This window comes from Paenibacillus xinjiangensis, assembly GCF_059686975.1.
On sequence record NZ_JCAALS010000007.1, the window covers coordinates 190,572 to 213,363 of the forward strand.

Annotated in this window: 24 protein-coding genes; 6 read left to right on the top strand and 18 right to left on the bottom strand. The window is 45.8% G+C overall.

Translation table 11 applies throughout. The annotated features are described in order from the left end of the window. Positions 1-65: 65 nt before the first annotated feature. The 6 genes from gmd to AC6ESP_RS09660 form a co-directional block, all read right to left on the bottom strand. The gene (gmd, locus tag AC6ESP_RS09635; RefSeq protein ID WP_497096496.1) at positions 66-1,049 is read right to left on the bottom strand and encodes a GDP-mannose 4,6-dehydratase; all 984 of its coding nucleotides are present in this window, start codon (positions 1,047-1,049) and stop codon (positions 66-68) included. 24 nt (positions 1,050-1,073) lie between these two features. After that, positions 1,074-2,012: a GDP-L-fucose synthase family protein gene (locus tag AC6ESP_RS09640; RefSeq protein ID WP_497096497.1), complete on the bottom strand. Its 939-nt coding sequence runs from the start codon at positions 2,010-2,012 to the stop codon at positions 1,074-1,076. Between the two features lie 26 nt (positions 2,013-2,038). Continuing rightward, complete coding sequence (locus tag AC6ESP_RS09645; RefSeq protein ID WP_497096498.1) at positions 2,039-2,731, bottom strand: sugar transferase; 693 nt, start codon at positions 2,729-2,731, stop codon at positions 2,039-2,041. Between the two features lie 17 nt (positions 2,732-2,748). Further along, a complete protein-coding gene (gene galU, locus AC6ESP_RS09650) occupies positions 2,749-3,639 on the bottom strand; it encodes a UTP--glucose-1-phosphate uridylyltransferase GalU (protein WP_497096499.1) in 891 nt (296 codons plus the stop codon). 242 nt (positions 3,640-3,881) lie between these two features. Next, positions 3,882-4,568, bottom strand: a complete 687-nt coding sequence (locus AC6ESP_RS09655; RefSeq protein ID WP_497096528.1) for a CpsD/CapB family tyrosine-protein kinase — start codon at positions 4,566-4,568, stop codon at positions 3,882-3,884. Beyond that, positions 4,552-5,304, bottom strand: a complete 753-nt coding sequence (locus tag AC6ESP_RS09660; RefSeq protein WP_497096500.1) for a YveK family protein — start codon at positions 5,302-5,304, stop codon at positions 4,552-4,554. The genes AC6ESP_RS09655 and AC6ESP_RS09660 overlap by 17 nt, the downstream gene beginning before the upstream one ends. Before the next feature lie 325 nt (positions 5,305-5,629). Here AC6ESP_RS09660 and AC6ESP_RS09665 point away from each other — a divergent pair, with 325 nt between their 5' ends. Beyond that, the gene (locus AC6ESP_RS09665) at positions 5,630-6,037 is read left to right on the top strand and encodes a VanZ family protein (protein ID WP_497096529.1); all 408 of its coding nucleotides are present in this window, start codon (positions 5,630-5,632) and stop codon (positions 6,035-6,037) included. 67 nt (positions 6,038-6,104) lie between these two features. Here the strand turns inward: AC6ESP_RS09665 and ndk are convergent, their stop codons facing one another. From ndk to AC6ESP_RS09695, 6 genes are all read right to left on the bottom strand, one after another. Then, positions 6,105-6,503, bottom strand: coding sequence for a nucleoside-diphosphate kinase (gene ndk, locus AC6ESP_RS09670; protein ID WP_497096530.1), 399 nt, complete (start codon positions 6,501-6,503; stop codon positions 6,105-6,107). A 26-nt stretch (positions 6,504-6,529) separates the two neighbouring features. After that, a complete protein-coding gene (glpX, locus tag AC6ESP_RS09675; protein ID WP_497096531.1) occupies positions 6,530-7,495 on the bottom strand; it encodes a class II fructose-bisphosphatase in 966 nt (321 codons plus the stop codon). Positions 7,496-7,562: 67 nt separating this feature from the next. Further along, entirely contained in the window at positions 7,563-8,363 is an 801-nt protein-coding gene (locus tag AC6ESP_RS09680; protein WP_497096532.1) for a pyruvate, water dikinase regulatory protein, read from the bottom strand. 4 nt (positions 8,364-8,367) lie between these two features. Next, positions 8,368-9,042 carry a CBS domain-containing protein gene (locus AC6ESP_RS09685; protein WP_497096533.1) on the bottom strand — a complete coding sequence of 225 codons (675 nt, stop codon included), beginning with the start codon at positions 9,040-9,042 and terminating at the stop codon, positions 8,368-8,370. A gap of 145 nt (positions 9,043-9,187) precedes the next feature. Further along, positions 9,188-10,534, bottom strand: coding sequence for a beta propeller repeat protein (locus AC6ESP_RS09690; protein ID WP_497096501.1), 1,347 nt, complete (start codon positions 10,532-10,534; stop codon positions 9,188-9,190). Between the two features lie 84 nt (positions 10,535-10,618). Next, entirely contained in the window at positions 10,619-12,409 is a 1,791-nt protein-coding gene (locus AC6ESP_RS09695; RefSeq protein WP_497096502.1) for a M3 family oligoendopeptidase, read from the bottom strand. Between the two features lie 140 nt (positions 12,410-12,549). On the opposite strand from AC6ESP_RS09695, the gene AC6ESP_RS09700 reads away from it, so the two are divergent. Together AC6ESP_RS09700 and AC6ESP_RS09705 are read left to right on the top strand one after the other, a co-directional pair. Beyond that, complete coding sequence (locus tag AC6ESP_RS09700) at positions 12,550-12,741, top strand: YycC family protein (RefSeq protein ID WP_497096503.1); 192 nt, start codon at positions 12,550-12,552, stop codon at positions 12,739-12,741. After that, complete coding sequence (locus AC6ESP_RS09705) at positions 12,738-12,983, top strand: hypothetical protein (RefSeq protein ID WP_497096504.1); 246 nt, start codon at positions 12,738-12,740, stop codon at positions 12,981-12,983. Before AC6ESP_RS09700 ends, AC6ESP_RS09705 begins: the two co-directional genes overlap by 4 nt. 42 nt (positions 12,984-13,025) lie before the next feature. Here the strand turns inward: AC6ESP_RS09705 and AC6ESP_RS09710 are convergent, their stop codons facing one another. Then, positions 13,026-13,754, bottom strand: a complete 729-nt coding sequence (locus tag AC6ESP_RS09710; RefSeq protein ID WP_497096505.1) for a DUF2225 domain-containing protein — start codon at positions 13,752-13,754, stop codon at positions 13,026-13,028. Between the two features lie 15 nt (positions 13,755-13,769). After that, positions 13,770-14,150: a globin domain-containing protein gene (locus AC6ESP_RS09715; protein WP_497096506.1), complete on the bottom strand. Its 381-nt coding sequence runs from the start codon at positions 14,148-14,150 to the stop codon at positions 13,770-13,772. Positions 14,151-14,798: 648 nt separating this feature from the next. Between AC6ESP_RS09715 and ylbJ the strand changes: the two genes are divergently transcribed. Both ylbJ and AC6ESP_RS09725 read left to right on the top strand, forming a co-directional pair. Beyond that, a complete protein-coding gene (gene ylbJ, locus AC6ESP_RS09720; RefSeq protein WP_497096507.1) occupies positions 14,799-15,866 on the top strand; it encodes a sporulation integral membrane protein YlbJ in 1,068 nt (355 codons plus the stop codon). A gap of 118 nt (positions 15,867-15,984) precedes the next feature. After that, on the top strand, positions 15,985-16,773 hold the full coding sequence (locus AC6ESP_RS09725; RefSeq protein ID WP_497096508.1) for an NAD kinase: 789 nt from the start codon (positions 15,985-15,987) through the stop codon (positions 16,771-16,773). A gap of 82 nt (positions 16,774-16,855) precedes the next feature. On the opposite strand, the gene thrS is transcribed toward AC6ESP_RS09725, so the two are convergent. From thrS to AC6ESP_RS09745, 4 genes are all read right to left on the bottom strand, one after another. Next, on the bottom strand, positions 16,856-18,769 hold the full coding sequence (thrS, locus tag AC6ESP_RS09730) for a threonine--tRNA ligase (RefSeq protein WP_497096509.1): 1,914 nt from the start codon (positions 18,767-18,769) through the stop codon (positions 16,856-16,858). A 472-nt stretch (positions 18,770-19,241) separates the two neighbouring features. Next, positions 19,242-20,042: a YutD family protein gene (locus AC6ESP_RS09735; RefSeq protein WP_497096510.1), complete on the bottom strand. Its 801-nt coding sequence runs from the start codon at positions 20,040-20,042 to the stop codon at positions 19,242-19,244. A 44-nt stretch (positions 20,043-20,086) separates the two neighbouring features. Then, positions 20,087-20,992 carry a lipoyl synthase gene (gene lipA, locus AC6ESP_RS09740; protein WP_497096511.1) on the bottom strand — a complete coding sequence of 302 codons (906 nt, stop codon included), beginning with the start codon at positions 20,990-20,992 and terminating at the stop codon, positions 20,087-20,089. Between the two features lie 314 nt (positions 20,993-21,306). Further along, positions 21,307-21,480: a hypothetical protein gene (locus tag AC6ESP_RS09745; RefSeq protein ID WP_497096512.1), complete on the bottom strand. Its 174-nt coding sequence runs from the start codon at positions 21,478-21,480 to the stop codon at positions 21,307-21,309. 274 nt (positions 21,481-21,754) lie between these two features. Between AC6ESP_RS09745 and AC6ESP_RS09750 the strand changes: the two genes are divergently transcribed. Continuing rightward, on the top strand, positions 21,755-22,768 hold the full coding sequence (locus AC6ESP_RS09750; protein WP_497096534.1) for a M23 family metallopeptidase: 1,014 nt from the start codon (positions 21,755-21,757) through the stop codon (positions 22,766-22,768). Positions 22,769-22,792 lie beyond the last annotated feature (24 nt).

Genomic DNA, 22,792 nt, shown 5'->3' on the forward strand with positions numbered 1-22,792 from the left:
AATAAATTCCCCATAAATAACAATAACGACTATCTTTACGTTAGATAGCCGTTATTGCTCTCATATTATATTTTTATAAGTATGTTTTTCTCTTGGCTTACTCTCTCCAAATCGCTATCTACCATCATATGCACTAGTTGTTTAAACCCAACCTCTAGTTTCCAACCGAGTTTTTCTTTTGCTTTCGTGCAATCTCCAAGCAATAGATCCACTTCTGCTGGTCTTACAAATTCTTGATCAATAACGACATAATCTTTGTAGTCTAAGCCGACATAAGAGAAAGCTACTTCTAACAATTCCTGAACGGTATGCATCTCACCGGTTGAGATTACATAGTCATCCGGCTCTTCTTGCTGCAGCATGAGCCACATCGCCTTGACGTAATCACCAGCAAAGCCCCAGTCACGAAGTGAATCCGTATTCCCCATACGAAGCTCGCTCTGAAGTCCCAGCTTAATTCTTGCTGCTGCATCCGTTACTTTTCTCGTAACAAATTCTAATCCTCGTCTGGGGGATTCATGATTAAATAAAATGCCAGAGCATGCGAACATATTAAAGCTCTCCCGGTAGTTCACTGTTATCCAATGTCCATATACTTTAGCCACACCATAGGGACTGCGGGGATAGAAAGGGGTTGTTTCCTTTTGCGGGGTTTCCACAACTTTACCGAACATTTCTGAGCTGGATGCTTGATAGAATTTAGCGTCAGGTTTCATAATACGAACAGCTTCGAGCATGTTCGTAACAGCAAGTGCCGTGTAATGTCCTGTTGCCAAAGGCTGTGGCCAAGACGCAGCAACGAACGATTGTGCCGCCAAGTTATACACTTCATCCGGATTAGAGATTCTTACCGCCTCGATTAATGAAGCCAGATCCGTTAAATCCCCCGAAATCCACTTAATCTTATCTTTAATATGCTGAACATTCTCATAATTCGGTGTACTTGTACGTCTTCTCATCCCATATACTTCATAACCTTTATCCAATAATAATTCAGCCAAATACGATCCATCTTGTCCAGTTACACCTGTAATCAGTGCTCTCTTCATGTTTGTTTCCTCCACTATTCTCATTTATTGTTTAATTAAATATTCTTTTTGGAATGTGTTATACACTTCTTGTAAGCCCTGTTCCAAGTTGATTCGTGCCTTCCATCCGAGCTGATTGATCTTAGCAACATCAACTAATTTTCTTGGTGTTCCATCCGGGATGGAGTCATTGAATACGATCTGTCCTTCGTATCCCACAATGTCTTTAATTAGTTCTGCTAATTCACGAATGGAGATATCTTCACCAATACCTACATTTACAATTTCACTGTCCTCGTAATGATCCATTAAGAACAGGCAAGCTTCTGCTAGATCATCCGAATGAAGGAATTCACGTCTAGGTGTTCCAGTACCCCATACTTCTACTTGCAAAGCACCACTGACTTTGGCGTCATGGAATTTACGAATAAGTGCGGGTAGCACATGTGAGGTCGCCAGGTCAAAATTATCATTCGGACCATACATATTAGTTGGCATAACAGAAATATACTTCGTGCCATATTGGCGGTTATAAGATTGACACATCGTAACCCCCGCAATCTTCGCTATTGCGTAAGGCTGATTCGTAGGCTCTAATTCACCTGTCAGCAAGTACGCTTCTTTCAACGGCTGAGGGGCGAACTTTGGATAAATGCATGTAGATCCTAGAAATAATAGCTTCTCCACGTTTGTCTGAAAGGCTGCATCAATGACATTGTTCTGAATGAGTAGGTTATCTCTTATGAAATCAGCGGGATAATTGTTATTCGCAGCAATTCCCCCGACCTTGGCTGCCGCCATAAAGACATAATCGATTGCTTCTTGCTGAAATAATTCAAATACGGCATCCCTGTTTCTAAGATCGACTTCTGAGCTCGATTTCAGAAGAAGGTTCGTATAGCCTTGCTCCTTCAACGCTCTTACAATAGCTGAACCAACTAATCCTTTGTGACCAGCAACATATATCTTAGATCCAGAATTCATAATTACATGATCAACTCCCATTATTATTAGAACGCGCCTTTTGATCGTAGGATGACTTTGAAGGTCAACAATACAATCTTCAAATCAAGAAAGATCCCACGCTGTTCAATGTATCGCAGATCGAGCTCAACCATTTCATTGAAGCTGACATCATTACGCCCGCTCACCTGCCACAATCCCGTACAACCTGGTGTTACTTTCAACCGAAGCTTGTCATAACTGCTGTATTCTTTCACTTCTCTTGGTAGTGGAGGCCTTGGGCCGACTAACGACATATCGCCTCGAATCACATTCCACAACTGCGGTAATTCATCGATACTCGTTTTACGTATGAACTTCCCTATTCTCGTAATACGAGGATCCTCTTTCATCTTAAACATTGCCCCGTCTATTTCGTTCTGACTTAATAATCCTTCTAGTAACTCCTCTGCGTTAGAAACCATTGATCGGAATTTGTACATATTGAACGACTTTTCATTACGGCCAATACGTTTCTGATAAAAAAACACGGAACCTTTAGGATCTTCAATTTTAATAAGAATAGCAACAATAAAGAAAATTGGAGAGAGAAGAAGAATACCTGCGGCCGCACCTATAATGTCAAATGCACGTTTCATCATTAAATACAATTGCAACGATCTTCTTCTTTCGTAATTCGTATAGAGTGAACCACCGTCGAATATAGCCTCAACATCGTTTCTTTGCGGAGTTGGAGACATCTTCTATCACCTCTTAATTAAATAATCTTGTTTAACTTCTCACGTTCAAGAATATCTTCAATAGCGGCTAGCAGCGGGACCCTTAACTCCATATTTTTCAACGCAAAATCCAACGTTGTTGTTATAAATCCTAGCTTCTCTCCAACATCATATCGTGTGCCTTGAAAATCATAAGCATACACGCCTTGACTTTCATTGAGCTTTTGAATGGCATCTGTCAGTTGAACCTCGCCACCTGCTCCTTCTTCTTGTAGTTCAAGATAATCAAATATTTCAGGGGTCAATATGTATCTCCCCATGATAGCGAGATTAGAAGGCGCCTTTCCCTTCATGGGCTTCTCAACAAAATGATTCACTTTATACAACCGATCCAGCTTCTCTAAAGGATCTACAATTCCATATCGATGTGTCTGATCATCTGCAACAGTCTGTACACCTATAACTGATTGATGTAGCACATTAAATTGCTCAATCAATTGTCTAACGCAAGGTACCTCCCCTTGCACAATGTCATCACCAAGAAGAACAGCGAACGGTTCATTACCTATAAAGTTACGAGCGCACCATACCGCATGTCCAAGGCCTTTCGCTTCCTTCTGACGAATGTAATGAATATCTACATTAGAGGAACGCCGCACTTCGTCAAGCAAATCAAACTTTCCTTTACTGAATAAATTGTGCTCCAGCTCGAATGCATGATCAAAGTGATCCTCAATGGATCGCTTTCCCTTCCCCGTTACGATAATAATGTCTTCAATTCCTGATTCAATCGCCTCTTCGACAATATACTGAATTGTCGGTTTATCGACGATTGGCAGCATCTCCTTCGGCATTGCCTTTGTTGCTGGCAAGAACCGGGTACCCAAGCCCGCTGCAGGAATGATCGCTTTTTTCACCTTCATAATCATCCATCACCCTATCCTATTATTTATCTATTTGAACAGCTCATGAAGTAAAAATGCTAGGTATGTCTTCTTATCGCTGCCAAGAGGACATAGCTAGTATTTTTAAGAAAGGGGCATTAAACCCCGCCTCACATCACACCGATGACAATAATGTCTAAGGTCTATTGACCCACAGCATGACCGAGTGTCTACAATGATAAAGGTACAGTAGACATTACCTAAGAATGCATATTGTGTTCCTTTATTTACTTAATATTGCTTAATTTATAGGCACTATTTTTAAAATCTTTACTGTCAATTTTATTTAACACACATCCAATTATTTTTGCACTGACGTGTTCAAGGTTCTCTTTCGTTTTTATTACATTGCTCTTCTTAGCCTTGCCTGAAGCAACCACAAGAATAACTCCATCACATATTACACTCACTATGAGACTGTCAGTTACAGCCAAAGCTGGGGGGGTATCCACTAGGATGATGTCATAATGCTTCTTCATCTCATCCATTAATTCTTTCATTCTGTCCGAACCGAGCAACTCAGCAGGATTGGGTGGGAGAGGGCCAGAAGTGATTAGAGATAAATTCTCGACAATCGTTTCTATAATCGTTTCCTGGACACTGATTTTATTGGTTAAGTAGCTACTGAGGCCTCTGCCATTCTGTTGATCAAACACTTTATGAAGGAATGGCCTCCGTAGATCCGCATCGATAAGAAGAACCTTCTTTCCTTCTTGTGCGAAAGCGACAGCTAAATTACTAATCGTCGTTGTTTTCCCTTCTTCCTGCTGGGTTGAAGCAACCATAACGACTTTCATCGGCATATCATTTGCGGCATATTGAATTTTTGTTCGCAGGGCTTTGTAAGCTTCAGATACAGGAGATTGTAAATTAGCTTGAGTAATGAGGTAAGTTTTACTAGTTGAGTGTCGCATATTTACTTTCACCCGCTTCTAATGTTTGCTTTGCTGCTCGCGTCTTCTTCGAACGCAAATCATCTTTTCCAATCTTGGTGATCATCGCAAGTACTGGAATTGTTAATGTTTGTTCTACATCGGCTTCAGACTTAATCGTGTCATCTAGATAATCAAGGAAGAAGACTAATCCGATTGCGATCATGAAGGATACGACGATACTAATGATAATGTTCATTATTGGATTGTAATTAATTGGGTAGGATGAGCGATCTGGATTTGCTTCATCAAGAATCGTCACATTGTCAACACTCATGATTTGAGGAATTTGAGATGCGAATACAGTAGAAACAGCATTCACAATCTCGGCTGCTCTGGTATATGACGTATCATAATAACTAAGGCTCATAACTTGAGAATCTTTAGTTGATGATACATTAATGCCAGCTGCCATGCGTTCAGAGGAAACTCCCAGATCCGGATATTGTTCAGCAACATTATCCATGATTGCTGCTGATTTAATAATGTCCTTATAGGAGTTAATTAGCATTAGGCTGGACTGCATTAAGCTTACGCTTGGCAGTTGCACACCGGCTTGCTCAGGGGATTGATTAACGATTAGTTTGGATTGAGCTACATAAATAGGGGTGGTAAAGAAGAAGCTTTTGACTGCTGTCGCTAAAGTTGCAAGGATTACAATTGCCAGTACAAGCCACATTTTTTTCCTAATAATTTTAAAATACTGCTTTAATTCCACAATAGATTCCTCCCGTATGTGCTTCTCTTTTTCCTATCTCTCTTATTCCTCTTTCCGACAAAAGACTACTATTAACGCATCGTTTTCAAAGTCAAAGGGCAACAGATTGTGATACAATATGTATTATCTGAGTTTTATATTACGATACGAAACGTAACATGTCAACGCCTTTTTTCATGAATTTTCATAAAATTGCAACGAAATGTCGCACTTTATTGAACTGGAGCTTAGATCAATTCCTATTACAGACAGAATCAAAATATTCTAAATTTAATAAGTTAAGCATGATTTGGGAGGTTTTTTTCTGAGAAAATTAACAATCGTGGTGTGGTGCATCATATTGTTCGTCTTTGCATGCTCCATCAATTTTGATCTACTCATGTCTCATTCCTATGTTCATTTCGAATTAAATAAAACGCCGGATTACATGGATTTATTCAAACTATCTGACATAGATCTCTCAAGCACAAAGTGGGTATTGAAAAAACTAGCACATATGGCAGGGTTCTTTTTACTGGCTCTACTTGCATCGAATTTAGGTAAATATAAAGGAGGTTATTATTTTTCTATCGGATATGCTATTTTTACAGAAATTGTGCAATTGTATTTCTATAGAGGGGGAAGAATCTCAGATATGTCAATTGATACAATTGGTATCATAAGCGCTTATATATTATGCAAAACGTTACACAGCCATTCTTCAAATGCCCCATATGGCAGAAAGAATGGCTGACAAGAAAAGCCCGTATAAGGTATTCGACCTTATACGGGCTTCGTATTCTTCTATTAACTAATCACACCTACTCAAAAAACAACCTAATCTCCCGCTCCGCGCTCTCATCTGAATCCGAGCCATGAACAACGTTACTGTCCACAATAAGGCCGTAATCCCCACGAATCGTTCCTGGCGCTGCATCTGCTGGATTGGTCTTACCTATAAGTGAACGGGCATTGTTGACAGCGCCTTTGCCTTCCCACACCATTGCAAAGCAATGGCCAGAGGTAATGAAATCTACGAGCTCGCCGAAAAATGGTTTTTGCACATGCTCACCATAGTGGATCTCAGCAAGTGGCCTGTCGATTTGGATTAGCTTAGCCTTCGCAAGCTTGAAGCCTTTGTTCTCAAATCTAGATACAATGCTTCCAATAAGTCCACGCTCCACACCATCTGGCTTCACCATAACGAACGTACGCTCCATACCCATTCCTTCTCTCATCTCTTATTTTATTTGCGCAGCAACGGCTTATTCGGTAAATAATGCTCCGCTTTAATATAGCGGATGGTGCGTGTCTTCGCCCTCATTACCATAGAATGAGTCTCTGCCCGCTGGTCGGGCAAATAACGGACGCCACCTAGAAATTCGCCAGGCGTTACGCCGGTTGCAGCGAAGATTACATCATCGGTGCCGACCATATCGTCGACTGTCAGTATTTTACGAGGATCGCTTAGGCCCATAGAAATACAACGTTCGAACTGCTCCTCGTTCTCCGGCATGAGTCGTCCTTGAATCTCACCACCTAGGCACTTAAGCGCAGCCGCCGCAAGCACACCTTCCGGTGCTCCTCCAGAGCCCACATACAGGTCGATACCCGCTTCTGGGAATGAAGGTGCCATCGCGCCTGCGACATCTCCGTCAGACAAAAACTTAATACGAACGCCTGCCTTCCTTAAGTCGGAAATCATAGCCTGATGACGCTCTCGATCCAGTATCATAACAGTTAGATCAGATACGGGCTTATCCAGCGCTATAGCTGCTTTCTCTAGTGTGGTATGAATCGGGTCCTTGAGTGAGAGCTTGCCTACCAATGCAGGTCCGACAGCCATTTTCTCCATATACATATCGGGAGCGTGGAGCAGCTGCCCTTTGCCAGCAACGGCCAATACAGCCATGGCATTATTTAACCCTCTGGCTACAATCTCGGTTCCCTCAAGGGGATCTACAGCTACGTCTACCTCAGGTCCGTTCATACTGCCTACCTGCTCACCAATGTATAGCATTGGCGCCTCATCCATTTCGCCTTCCCCAATGACGACAGTTCCTCGAATAGATACAGTGTCGAACATGCTTCGCATCGCTTCAGTGGCGGCACCATCCGCGCTGTTTTTATCACCTCGTCCCATCCAAGGCGCTGACGCCAACGCTGCCAGCTCAGTAACTCTAATAAGCTCCAAAGACAATTCGCGTTCCAACATATTCTAACTCCCTCTCTCATCCGTATTACCAAATTTGTAAGTTCCATACGTTTATCGCATTTTATTATCGATATAGTAATTCTGTAATCATACCCGCCGTCTCTTCAATAGCTCGATTAGTAACATCAATAACAGGACAGCCGAAGGACTCCATCACACTAGAGGCGTAATCCAGCTCCTCCATGATTCGCTCCATGGATGCATATTGGGCGGAGCCTGGAAGTCCTAACGCTTTCAATCGCTCCGTTCGTATATCTAGAAGATGCTCTGGCTGCATGGTTAACCCTACAATCAGTCTCCCTGTTGCTGGGTATAACTCAGCAGGCGGCCTTACCTCAGGCATAAGTGGCAAATTCGCTGTCTTAATCCCTTTATGGGATAGAAATATGCTGAGCGGAGTCTTCGACGTGCGAGACACACCGATAAGTACGACCTGTGCTTGTGTGAAGCCACGAGCGTCTTTTCCATCGTCATATTTGACCGCGAACTCAATCGCTTCCATCCTGCGATAATAATCATCATCTACAGAATGCAGCAGTCCAGGCTTCTGCTTCGGGAAGCTCCCGAAGGTATCCACATAAGCCTGCATCATCGGTCCCATAACATCAACCGCTCTTACACCCCAGCGAATGGCTTCTTGCTTCATTAATTCACAGAGCTCCGGCTGTACGAGTGTATAGCTGATGAATCCACCGGTTCTTGCAGCTTCCGCTACAATCTGTATAACCTCATCCTCAGTCTTGATGTGCCCGTACCGCTTGATCTTCACTTGGTCCGAAGTGAACTGCCGCAAAGTTGCCTTCGCCACCGCTTCAGCTGTTTCACCTACTGCATCAGAACATACGTAAATAATCTGCTCTGTCATTGCCTTACTCCCCCAGTTCCGCTGCTGTTGTAACATCCGAGATCAGCCTGATGATATTCGATTTGGATACCCATCCTGTAGCTTCTGGCCCGCGGCCCTGCTCATCAGCAGGAGTTATGACAGGCAAGCAATCTACTTGATGAAGCATCATTAGACGAACAGCATCCGACACGGAATCATCGGGAAATAGCGAGACGATGTTCGGGAAGCGAGTCATGACCATACTAACTGGAATAGCGGCAGCCCCTGCGTTACCTAACGTAATCTTCAATAAATCCTTCGGTGTCACAATACCAACAAATCTTTTATCTTCATTAATTATAAGTAATGTATCCGCATTCTCTGTGAACAGGGTGATGACCGCATCATGGACGGACAATGTCTCCGGCACATTAACTGGCACGCCTTGAATCTCATGAACTTTAATCCGGTCAAAACGCTGCCGAGCCGCTGAATTATCCGAGCTTTGGTACGCGGTGCCAAGAAAATAACCAACCTTCGGCTTGGCATCCAGCAATCCTAGCATCACGAGCAGTGAGAGATCGGACCGCAGAGTTGGACGGCTGACGCCGAGATTCTCTGCCAATTGCTCTCCGGTGATAGGCGCTTGCTTCTTCACTAGCTCTAGAAGCTCCAGCTGCCGACTAGATAACTGAATAACGAGTCCCTCCCCTTCTATTTATTACACACATTTTATGAAGTATTCGTCATTATCAGGGATTAATATATCATATATATATTTAATGTACAATATATATTCATCTATATGACTTATATACAACAAGAAAGCCCTCTTCCTGAAGAAAGAGAGCTTTCTTGTCTATTTATAATGTACTACCCTGCTGTATATATGATGATTTCTTAACTCTTATTATACTGCCAGTAGATTCAGGTAGCTTTTCTGTATCACTGCCCATTCCAAAGTAGAAATCTCCAGAGCTTTCTTCGAATGACCTAGCAAACGTTTCATGTGAGAATTTAAACAATTGCGTCCATTTTTTGTTACTCTTAAGATCATTCGAAGTAATCTTATAAACCCTGTTCATGTATCTGCCACTAGAGGTTTGCGTAAAAGTTAGGACATAGATTGCATTACCCCGTATCAAGATGTCCATAGGCAGCGCTTCGGAATCAGGAAAGACAACCTTACGAGCATCATTAATCTCCGTTGCAACCATCAGACCTCTTGGCTTCCATTGATGGTCATTATAAGTTTCACCCGCGATATACAATAGAACATCATTTACAACATTAGTTCTAACCATTTTAACAAAGTTAAGTAACTCATTAGGCTGTTCATCAACCCCCGGCAACATCTTACTTCCGCTGACTGGCACCTGAGATGATTCGACTTTCTCTACCCCACCTGCCTTCGAGACACTAATAGAGAGTAGATTCGCTCGATCAGGCACTTTGCTGTTCTTGGGGATCAATGAACCTGCTGCGAACAGTATATTTTTGAATACAAATAAAGTATAAGCTCTTGGCGGTCCTTTAATTGCACCCACCTTAGTCCAAGTAACCCCATTATCGGTTGACATAACAACATCAGCTGTTTTATCAGTGCCTAGGGCTGCGAATAGCCTCCCTTCATAGTAAGCCATATCATAGATATGAATACCTTCTGGTATATTTCTGTACTTCACCCATTTATCATTAGTCCACTTATAGAAATTACCTAGAGACCAGCTTTCATTCTTAGCATCATGTCCAGGTATGTAGAGCTGGTTATTCAGTACCTTTAAGGTATCGATTTGTTCTTCATCTGTGTTGTTTTTGATAACAGGAGGGTTAGTTGAGGGGAGAATGGATGTAACATCTTCTGCAGAAAAAGTTTGGCTTTGCAAGTCATAGTAATAGATTGGAATTGGTCCGGCATTGGGAGACGGTTCAGAGTTACTGCTGTTTCCATAACCTAGATATATTTTCCCATTATACACTTGCATATCCCAAACATTACGTGCGTAAATTGGTGCCTGGAATGGTTGTCCCAATTGTTCCAAACTAGATGTCACGTTCATATCAACAGCAGTACTTAATGAGTTTGATTTCAACTGTTGTGAAGAATATAATTTTAGTGAACTGGGTATATTCCCCGGAAATAATAGTATAGCAATGATTACGAAGCATACGGTTAGTAACGAAATCTTGATGAGAGTACTTAGTCGCATGAAGCACCTCCTAGATAACGTAATATTTTTATTGGGAGTAAAATACCAAGCTGCAGCCCTAAGGCCGCTGCTTGGCTCTTATCTCTACTTCTCCTCCGTCATCTCCAAGAACAGCTCTATATCAGCTGTCGTCAGAGCGACAGCATCGCGCCAGAAGTCGGCTTCATCGAGCTTAACGCCCAGGTGCCTCAATGCCAGCTCCTCGACGGTCATTCTGCCGGTATCACGAAGCAGCTGCACATAACGATCGGAGAAGGCCTCGCCTTCCTGCTGTGCTCTTGCATAAATTCCCGCGCTGAACAGGTAGCCGAAGGTATACGGGAAATTGTAGAATGGCACATCTGTCAAATAGAAATGAAGCTTCGATGCCCAGAAAAGAGGATGTGCTTCTCCAAGCGTTCCGCTGAACGCTTCGCGCTGAGCTTCCTCCATCAAGCTGTTCAGCTCTTCCACTGTCACCATACCAAGCTTGCGCTGCTCATAGAAGCGTGTCTCGAACAGGAATCTAGCATGAATGTTCATGAAGAACGCAACCGAGTTCTGAATTTTATTTTCCAGCAGGCTAAGCTTCTCCTCATGGTCTACAGCGGCTTTCATTGCCGAATCCGATACGATGAGCTCAGCGAAGGTCGATGCTGTTTCTGCAACGTTCATCGCATATTCCTGAGACAAGGCTGGCAGATCGTTCATCACATGCTGATGGTATGCATGTCCCAGCTCATGTGCGAGCGTGGACACGTTATCTGCTGTACCGGAGTACGTCATGAAGATGCGAGTCTGTTCGCTCTTAGGGAAAGAGGTACAGAATCCGCCCGGCCGCTTGCCTGCGCGATCCTCGGCTTCAATCCAGCTGTCCTTGAAGGCAATCTCCGTGAACGCCGCTAGATCAGGACTGAATTTGCGGAATTGCTCTGTAATAAACTTCGCTCCTTCGTCATAGCTGATTGTTCGTGCAGAGGAACCGATAGGTGCTCCGACATCATGCCAATCCAGCTTCTCTAACCCAAGAAGCTTTGCTTTGCGCTCCATATAACGTACAAGCGCAGGCTTACCCTCGTTAATAGCAGACCACATTGCCGATAGCGTCGCCTCGCTCATCCGATTCATTAGCAGCGGCTCCTTCAGCGGAGACTCCCAACTGCGCTTATCATACAGCTTGAGTCGGAAACCGGAAATCCGATTTAACGTATCTGCGCATAGATCAGCCTGCTCGCCCCATTCGCGTTCCCACTCGGCAAATGCAGCTTGGCGAACAGAACGGTCGCCATCAGACAGCTTATTATGCATTTGTCCAGCAGACAGCGTCTTGCTCTCCCCGTCTGCACCTGTAATCGTGAATTTGGCTTTGGACACGATCAGATTGTACAAGTCACCCCAGCCATGGTAACCATCCACAGCCAGATCGCCTACCAATGCTTCTAGCTCAGGCGCGAGCTTTTCTTTTGCGAGCTCACGTCTCTCAGAGAGACTGAATGCTACATCCGCAGCAGCTCCCGTATGAACCCATTGCTGCCACTCAGCATCATCGACCTGACGAAGCGCATTATCGTAACGAGTTAATCCACCGATTAATTTAGCGGCAACCGTCTTCACCCGGTCATTCAAGCCACTTGCTGCAGAGTCCCTCATATCTTGTGCCATAAGACAGCCTACGAATGATTCCGATTCTCTAAGACGTATAAGGATGGATTGCACGATTTCCGTTGCAGCCTCAATCGTCTGAAGCAGCTTGCCCTCCGTATTCGATAGCAGATGGTCTAGCTTCTCTACGTCATCTTCAATTCCTCTGATCTCTCTAGCAAAGGCGGCCGAACTTGAGCCACCTTCGTAGAACACATCCAAATCCCATTTCATTGGATATTGTCCAAATGTCATTCCGCCATCTCCTCTCCATATGTAACGCTTTATTTGTTCGCAGCAATGCAAAAAACACCGCCACAAGATCCGCGTTTCATTTGCGCAATCTCTATCAGCGGTGTATAACTTAATTATATCCAGAATGGAGGAATTTCACCATGTCAAAACCATTACAAATTTCAGCTGACACAGCCATTAAGCTTTCCGAACAGCTAGGGGTGCCAATCGAGCACTTGATGCATATGCCACGCCACATTCTTCTGCAGAAGCTCGCCGAGCTTGCCAAGGCTGATGCCGAAGCACCTGCTGCCGCTGGAGAGAAGTCTGAATCAGAGGATTCTTCCTCATGATTCCTTTCGACCACACATGGCCGTACGACATCATTATGAACGATCTGTACGTTCCTAGCTGTCCGTTCTGCAGCACGGACAATGTTCTTATTCCGATTCGTATGAAAGAAGTATCAGAGATCCAGACGGGTAAAAAAAAACTTCTCGTCTTTCCTTGCTGCCACAATAAAGTAACGATTATCGATATGGACCGCGATTATCTGCTTGCGGATGAATCTCTTCGCAATACCCGTCGTCGTTAATCAGCCTGGACAAGCTGTGCAGACTTGCGAGCTATTTACCAGCTATGCCGTAGTCTGCACCTGTTTGCCCGACTTTCCCTCTATAGTGGTGCCAGACACTTCGAATGATCCGGTCTCCATCTCCTGACGAATATTCTGCCACTGCTCTCTACTCGCCCGAATCATTGCCGAATCCATAATACGCTTATCATTGACGATACGAGAGAACCATCTAACCGCCTCGGTCCGCTCGCCAATCCGTCGATTCAGCTCACCAATAATGTACATCAGCTTAGCGTTGTTGAGCTCTGCCCCTTCACCCTCATAGACACGAATATAAGCCTGCAGAGCGAATCTTAGAAAACGTCCCTCTTCCTGCTCATTGCCTTCATAACGATACAGCCATGCAATATGATGGAGGATTCCTGCGATGACACGCTGCTTCTCTCCAACAGCTTGGGCTGTCAGCAAAGCCAGCTTATAGCTTGCCAAGGCTTGAGCGGCATCCCGCTCGCCCCCATAATCGCGAGATGTCCAGCGTAGACCGATTGTATTACGATATTCCAGCTTCTGCTGGTCATTAAGCATGCTTAATCCATTCTCTGTCGATGCGAATCCACAGGCTGGACATATCCGTACGACGTAGAAATCGGGATTCACTTCATTTTTATAGTAACCGCAAAAATCAGTATCCGTCTTCATCGCTTTTTTGAAACTCGGGCGGACTCTTGATGTCATGTAATTGGTTTCACAGCAAATGCATTGAATTTTTGTCTGATAGAGCGGCTCCATAACCCTCACGTCTCCCTATTGTGGTGTATTCACAAAATGATGGGCCGGTCCCGACAGCCTCTCGATAATGATCGCTTGCAGCTCCTCATCCAGCCCTACCTCTTGCAGCGCTCTGCGCATACAGTCCAGCCAAGCCTCCGCCCTCTCTGGCGTAATCGGGAACGGCAAATGCCTTGCCCTCATCATCGGATGGCCATACTGCTCAGAGTAGAGCATCGGACCTCCAAAAAACTGCGTCAGGAACAAAAATTGCTTGTCCATTACGGGTAAAATATCTTCTGGGAACAGGGGGCCTAATAAGGCATGAGCCTGCACCTTTGGGTAAAATGATTCAACTACTCGTCTTAAAGTCTCAGATCCACCCATCGCTTCATATATGCTTATATTCCTATTCATCGTCAATTTCAGCTCCATTATGTAGGTATTTAGAATTATATCACAAATTAAATTGTAGAATAACTATTTCATTAACCATCTATCAGACATAGAACACCATACCGCTTCATCGTCTAATCAGCAAGCCATCCCTGTCAGAAATTTAGCTGCTCTGCCCCTTCAATAAGCCACTCGAGCTCTTATACAAAAAAGACCCGCATCGTCACCAATGCGGGTTCATTATTATGGTATTCATTCAATTATATGGATTAACCTTCATAGTCCTCTTCCCCGGGTGCAGTAAGGGACTCCCTGATGACATAAACGAATGCGCAGACTAGGATGCCAGCGATTATACTCATTCTCATCACTCCAAGCCTTTAAGGTACTTTCATTGTAACATAAAACAACACGGAGTCCACCCTTTTTTGCAAGCGTTTTCTTTATTTTCTAATATTTATTTTTTTGTACCATCGTTCTAAAATCCAAAGCTTATAATAACCGAATCTGCGGTCTTTTATGCGGTTCCTGAGGACCGAATGGGCAAGGCTCTCCTACAAAATTTAAAGCTTGCTGTAGGCAGCAAGAGGTGATGGATGGCCTCTTGCTTACATATATCTGATAAGAGGTTGTACAATTATTCTTGGGCCTATAAGGAGGACAGCCCCTATGCTTCGCACGCTAACCCATCCCGCTTCATTAACAGCGCTGAGCGCTTTGCTCATTGTCTTGCTCATGGCCTTATTCCCAGTCCAAACCCTTGAATCCTCGCTGCGGGGCTTATCCATTTGGTGGCAGGTGCTATTCCCGGCCCTTTTCCCGTTCTTCGTCATATCCGAGCTGCTGCTTGGCTTCGGGATCGTCCATTTCTTCGGCAAGCTGCTGGACCCGCTCATGCGTCCATTATTCCGCTTGCCTGGCATCGGCAGCTTCGTAGTCGCTATGGGCTACGTATCGGGCTATCCCGTAGGAGCAAGACTTACGGCCCAGTTATGGGAGCAGCGGCTCGTTACAAGAGCAGAAGGAGAAAGACTTGTTGCCTTCACCACAACTTCTGACCCTATCTTCTTGATCGGTGCGGTGTCGGTTGGCTTTTTCCACAATGTCGCTCTAGCCCCTATCCTTGCTGCGGCCCACTATGGCGGCGCTATGATTATTGGCCTATTGATGAGATTTCATGATCGGCATGCACCTATTTCTGTTGATCCTCAGCTTAGCGCAAGGCTCCGTGGGAAGCGTCAATCACGACTTGCAGCAGCAATCCGTGCGATGCATGAAGCCAGGCTGCTCGATGGCCGCTCCTTAGGCAAGCTGCTGCAGGATTCGGTCCAATCGGCACTGCGGCTCATGATGGTCGTTGGCGGCCTAGTCGTCTTCTTCTCCGTCATTATGGAAATGCTTACTCGAGCTGGAGCTATTGAGCTGCTGGCAGAAGGGCTTCGATTTGTATTCAATATCGTCGGATTGGCACCTCAGCTTGCCGATGCCGCCATCTATGGGATCTTCGAGGTTACACTCGGTTCAAGAGCGGCGGGAGGTGCGACGGGCGGTCTAATGCATCAGGCCGCAATTGCAGCATGGGTGCTCTCTTGGGGCGGCTTGTCCGTTCATGCGCAGGTCATCAGCTTATTAAGCCGGACGGATATGCGCTATCGCCCCTTATTCCTAGCTCGGCTCGCACACAGCTTCATCGCTGCTGCACTTGTCTATGCTCTATGGGGCTGGATGGCGCCGTAACAGTTCCTTGCTTGTTTCGTGTAATCCCCATGTAAACATTCCTCTCAAACATTGAATTTCATTGTAGATTCCGATATCATCTATAGTAACTATGGAAGATCGGAAGGGGTTTAATTTCTTGAAATATGCCGTGATTGACCGGGGCGACACATTATCACAATCATTAGCGGAACAACTACACCAATTGGCTGCTCAGCATGGCTTCATCCGTCACGAAGAAACACCGGAGATCGTCATTTCTATCGGTGGGGATGGCACGCTTCTGCAGGCCTTTCACAAATATGTAGATCGTATTACAGACGTATCCTTCGTGGGTATACATACCGGACATCTAGGCTTCTATGCCGACTGGCAGGCCAATGAGCTCCATGAGCTCGTTCAGATGATGGCGAATGAATCACCGCGTATCGTCCGTTACCCTCTAGCTGAGATCCAGGTCGAGACGTCTAATCAGACCTATAACTATTTAGCTCTCAACGAATTTACGCTCAAGGGCGTTGACGGCACGCTCGTTGCCCAGATTAATATTAATGATGAGCCATTCGAAATGTTCAGAGGAGACGGTATCGTCATCTCCACACCATCTGGCAGCACCGCCTATAACAAGAGCGTTGGGGGAGCCATCGTACACCCTACGATCGAATCGCTCCAGATCGCTGAGATTGCTTCCATTAACAATCGAGTGTACCGGACGCTGGGATCATCTGTCCTGCTTCCACAGCATCACCACTGCGATATCATCTCCAAAAAAGAACAGCGGATGCTGCTGACGATCGATCATCTGAACATCCAGCGCAGTGACATCTCCTCCATTCGCTGCTGCGTCGGCAGTCGCAAAGTCAGCTTCGCTCGATATCGCCCGTTCCCGTTCTGGAATCGGGTACGCGACGCATTCCTTGATATGTAGTGCAGACTATACACACAAGCCCCACAAGGGATGACAGCCCAGCAGCTGCCGTCCCTTGTGGGGCTTGTGGTTCATATCGTTATTATCTTCTCGCTTGAATCTCTTCCTTCATTAGCCCAGCAGCCTCTAGCGTGCCCATCATTCCGAGATCACCCTCGCCGCGTTTTCTAACCGACACCATACCGGAATTTCTCTCATTCTCACCGAGAACGAGCATATAAGGCGCTTTCTCAAGCTGAGCTTCCCGTATTTTATAACCGAGCTTCTCATTCCTGCTATCCACCTCAACGCGAATGCCAGCCTTCTCGAGTGATTGCTTCACTTGAAGCGCGTAATCCAGATCATGCTCCGATACGGGCAGCAGCTTGGCCTGAACAGGCGCTAGCCATAACGGGAAAGCTCCGCTGTAATGCTCGGTTAGAATGCCGATGAAGCGATCAATCGATCCGTACACCGCACGATGAATAACGACCGGACGATGCTTCTGATTATCCTCACCAATATAGGACAGCTCGAATTTCTCAGGCATTTGGAAATCCAGCTGTATAGTCCCGCACTGCCAGCTCCGTTTAAGGGCATCTAATATATGAAAATCTATTTTCGGCCCATAGAAAGCGCCATCCCCTTCGTTCAACCGGTAATCAACACCACGATTATCGAGCACATTGCGCAAGGAAGCCTCTGCCTGGCTCCACAGCTCCTCCGAGCCCATCGAATCCTCTGGACGAGTAGACAGCTCGATTCGGTATTCAAACCCGAACACCTGATAAATATAGTCAATCAGCTCCATCACGCGATTAATCTCATCCTCAATCTGCTCCGGCAATACGAATAGATGAGCATCATCCTGGCAGAAGGTCCGAACTCTCATCATCCCGTTAAGCGCTCCAGAGAACTCGTGGCGATGCACCTGACCGAACTCAGAGATGCGGATCGGCAATTCCCGGTAGGAATGCAGGCTGTTTTTATAGATAATCATATGCCCAGGACAGTTCATCGGTTTAAGCGCAAATGTGGTATCATCTACATTCGTGAAATACATATTATCCTTGTAATGATCCCAATGCCCGGATTGCTCCCACATTCGATTATTCATCATAAGCGGAGTGCGCACCTCATCATAACCCCGTTGTCTCTGCAATTCACGAGCGAAGTCTTCCAGCTCTGTACGAATCGTCATCCCCTTCGGGAGATAGAATGGCATTCCCGGCGCTTCCTCCGAGAACATGAACAATTCCAGCTCCTTGCCAAGCTTGCGATGATCTCGCTTCTTCGCTTCCTCAAGCACATGCAGATGCTGCTCGAGCTGATCCTTCGTCGGAAAGGCCGTGCCATAAATACGCTGCAGCATTTTATTATTGGAATCTCCACGCCAATAGGCGCCTGCCACACTGAGCAGCTTGAATGCTTTGATTCTGCCTGTAGAGGGCAGATGTGGCCCTCTGCATAGATCCACGAATTCACCTTGCTCATATATCGTAATCTCGGAATTCTCCGGTAGATCGCGTATTAGCTCCAGCTTTAAGGGCTCCTCTAGCCTCTTGAACAACTCTACTGCTTCCATTCGGCTGACAACTCGGCGTTCAATAGGCAGGTTCTCCTGAATAATGCGGCTCATCTCTTTCTCAATAGCAGCAAGGTCATCGGTGGAGAGCGGCTTGTCGATATCCATATCATAGTAAAAGCCATCCTCGATAACAGGACCGATGCCAAGCTTCACGGCTTGATCGCCATATATTCGCTTGATGGCCTGCGCCATAACATGTGCTGTACTGTGCCGGTAAATGCTCAGGCCGTCTATATGATCGAGGGTAATAATCTCAATGTGGCAATCATGGTCGATCGGCCGTGTAAGATCAACCGCCGTACCATTTATCTTCCCTCCTACTGCGCCCTTCTTCAATCCAGAGCTTATCGATTGCGCCACTTGCAAGGTGGTCGTTCCTTGTGAATACCTCCTAATTGTTCCATCTGGCAAAGTTACTTCGATCTCCATGATTTAGCCTCCATTTCCTCGATTGTCGATTATTATTGAACGCAAAAAAAACGCATCTCTCCCGGAAAGGGACGAGCGCGTTCAAGCTCGTGGTTCCACCCTAATTCGATCTGCAGTGTCCACTGCGCTGGCAATTCGCCATAGCATACAGCTGCTAGATCCTTCATTGGTATCCGATATCGAGGATTAATCGGTGCCGCTTACAGCTATAGGCAACAAGCTCCATAGGTTGGGCGTCACGGCTACAAAGGGGTAATCTTACAATGGATAACTGGAGAAGCTTACAGCCTGGACCTCTCTCTCTGGACAGCTCACGAAGCAGATCATGTCTTTGATCATTGCCTTGTATAGGTTTTGCTATACAATATAACAACCCTTATGAAATGAAGTCAAGAAGAAATTGTAAAATGACGTAAAAAAAGAACATCCTAATCCACTTTAACTAGTGGTCAGAATGCTCTTATCTCGTGCATTATGGATTGCCTTGACCCTTCGAATTCTTGTTTTCTCTAGATTCTCTAGGCTCCTTAGATTCTCTGGACTCCTTTGGATCTCGAGGCTCTCGAGGCTCCCTAGGAGCTCTAGGCTCTCTATGTTCCTTCGACTGTTTGGGTTCCCTAGGCTCCCTCGACCCGCCTTCTTTGGCTTCACGGTGCTCCCTGTTGTCCCTCGCCTGATTAGCCTGTACCTTCTCGGAACCCGCTGCTACGTCCTTGCCGCCAGCTGGTCGGATTGGCTTCTTGCTGCGTTCCCCGCCATTCTGACGATAGCTCCGGCGATGCTGATGCTCATGACGAGAATTGCGCTGCTTAGGTGACTGACTCTGCTGCTCTTCGCTGCCAGTCTCCTTGTAACCGCTGTCGATACTAGCCGTTGCAGCCGCTGCCAGCACAGCCTCTGTCAACGATGCTGTCGCATCCTCTTCAGAAGCATGACGCCGATAGTCAATATCCAGCTTAACGACCGAATCGTCTTCCTCATGCTCTTCATCATCCGTAGATTTCTTCACACTGCCTGTCTTCTCTAGAACAAAATAAGCGCAGCCGAAGTTGCAATATTCATTAATATAATCGGACAGACTGGAGAAAGTGCTCTCCTTAGTAGCCTTCATATGGTTGTCTTTGAAAAAGCCCTTAAGCCTCAACTGGCTATAGCCCCAGTCGCCAATAATATAATCATAACGCTCCAACACTTCGCTATATCGTTCACGGAAAGCCTCGGCATTCCATCCGTTCCGGTTCTCATGAACAAGCTCATATACTTTACCGCTCATTTGGATCAATGCCGTTTCCCACCTCTCGATGCTTCAACTATTACCTATACATTGCTTAGCTCGCGCTCTTCGGCCGCTACAGCCGAATCCGTCTGTTCATGCGCATGATAGGAGCTGCGAACGAGCGGGCCAGATTCCACGTGACGGAAGCCGCGCTTCAGCCCCTCTTCCTTCAGCTTAGCGAACTCGTCAGGATGTACATAGCGTACAATTGGCAGATGATTAGGCGTAGGCTGCAAATATTGACCTAATGTAAGGATATTGCAGTCCACTGCACGCAGATCATCCATCGCTTGCAATATTTCTTCGAATTCCTCGCCTAGACCGAGCATGATGCTCGACTTGGTCGGGATCTTCGGATTCATTTCCTTGGCATTCTTCAGAAGCTCAAGAGAACGCTTATATTTCGCACGTGCGCGTACACGATCAGACAAGCGTGCTACTGTCTCGATATTGTGGTTCAATATGTCGGGCTTCGAATCCATTACGACTTGAAGCGCATCTGTATTTCCAAGGAAATCTGGAATAAGTACTTCAACTCTGCAGAATGGCATACGCTCGCGAATAGCTCTTACGGAACCGGCGAATATCGAAGCACCGCCATCTGCAAGATCATCCCTTGCTACCGAAGTGATGACACAATGACGTAGTCCCATCTGCTCCGCTGCATCTGCAACGCGTTCTGGCTCTTGAAGATCAAGCTCCGTAGGCAGTCCCGTCTTCACCGCGCAGAAACGGCATGCACGTGTACAAATATCGCCTAGAATCATAAAAGTTGCTGTCCGGTTAGACCAGCATTCATATATATTCGGACAGCGCGCTTCTTCGCAGACGCTGTGTAACGTTTTGGAACGCATCATATCTTTGATCTCGGCATAATTGCCTTCAGTCGTTAATTTTATCTTCAGCCAGTCCGGTTTCTTCAACTTTTCTTCCGGTTTCTGTTTCAATGTCGCACCCTACTTTCACTTTCTATTGTAAAAGTCCAATTCCATACCGTCTATTATACCATGTTTCGAATAAAAATAGCACTTTCACATAATTTCATTCCTGTTCATTTGTGCTATGTTTATCCCTTTTTTTCAGAATGCCATTCTATTTCTATGAGCCTTCCTTTCCACTTTCTCACACTACAATATTCCTGGAACATACCTATTGAAAAGAATAAACACAAATGGCTCATAGAATGGGCCATTTGTGTTTATTCGAAGCAGTTATTTATATTCTCAATCTAACATACATGGAGGCATGTTATTAAAATGAATTAGTAGCCTTTACCGTATGGGCCTACATTGCTGCCGCCGACATTACCGCAGCCACCACCGTAGCCACCTACATGACTACCTCCAAAGACACCGCAACTGCAAGCAATAATGACTAACAAGATGAACAGCACAAGAATGATACCAATGTTATTTCCACCTGCAAAACCAGACATTTAACAGCACCTCCTGGAGTTTTGAGTACTCTTTAAGTTATGAAGGGATGCTGTTAATTGATTGGGTGTTTAACGGGGAGACATTGGACCATCTTCATTTGTCATGCATGACCAAACCCTACGTATGATCGTCCGGCTCCATACGCAAATTCAAATGATACTTCGCATAAAATCCAATGATTTGCAGAACATAACGATTATGCTGTGAGCTTGTGAAAGGGTGGAGCGATTGAAACAAACCATTTGTATTGTCGCGGCAATGACTGTCGCCTCCATGCTCTTGACAGGGCAGATATGTCAGGCAGCTGGAGAGTGGACCGGGAAGCAGAATGAACCATCCCGATCTGCTTCGGTTACTCCGGAGGAGGCCGAGATCCTGCAATCTAGGCAACTGCTATATGAACAATTAAGTGCACAGACCGACATTCCTTGGTACCGCCTCGCTGCCGTTGACCAATACGAGCGCACGCTCTCCAAGGCCCGTCCCAAAGTAAGACCTCAGCTTGGCAGTATTGTTGGTATATATATTGAAGAGGAGAACTGGGCTGGTGCTCTCAATCCCGATCCTACTGACCATACACCCGCGACGATCAAATGGTTCAACGGCATCGGACGAGATGGAGATGGGGATGGGATAGCCGATCGGTATAATGACTCTGACTTGCTGTATGCCATAGCAACTAGACTGCTGCAGTACGGAGGCACAACAGAAGACGACTTCGCCATCGGATTATGGGAGTATTATCATAACAGCAGAGCCGTTCAGCGCGTTCAGCAGTTCTCCCAGATCTACGCCGCATTCGAGAGGCTTGATCTGTATGAGCATGCTTTTCCCGTACCTGTCGGTACGAATTACTCTTACAGGAGCACTTGGGGCAATGCCCGCAGCTGGGGTGGCAGGCGCAGCCATGAAGGCACCGATATCTTCGCCTCTTATGGCCTGCCCGTTAGAAGCACCTGCTTCGGCATTGTAGAAGTTAAGGGCTGGAATCCTTACGGCGGCTGGCGGATTGGCATCCGCGACTTGAACAACTACTATCACTATTACGCGCATTTGTCCGGCTTCGACAAGACGGTTGGAATCGGTACGCTCGTGAAGCCCGGACAAGTGGTCGGCTGGGTCGGCAGCTCCGGCTATGGCAAGCCCGGTACACAGGGGAAATTTCCGCCGCATCTTCATTATGGAGTCTACCGAGACCGGGGCTTGATCGAATGGTCCTTCGATCCGTATCCGCTATTGAAGCGATGGGAGCAGGATGAGCGCAAACGATTGAAGATCAGAAATTAAGCCAGCTACGGAATGAAAACATAC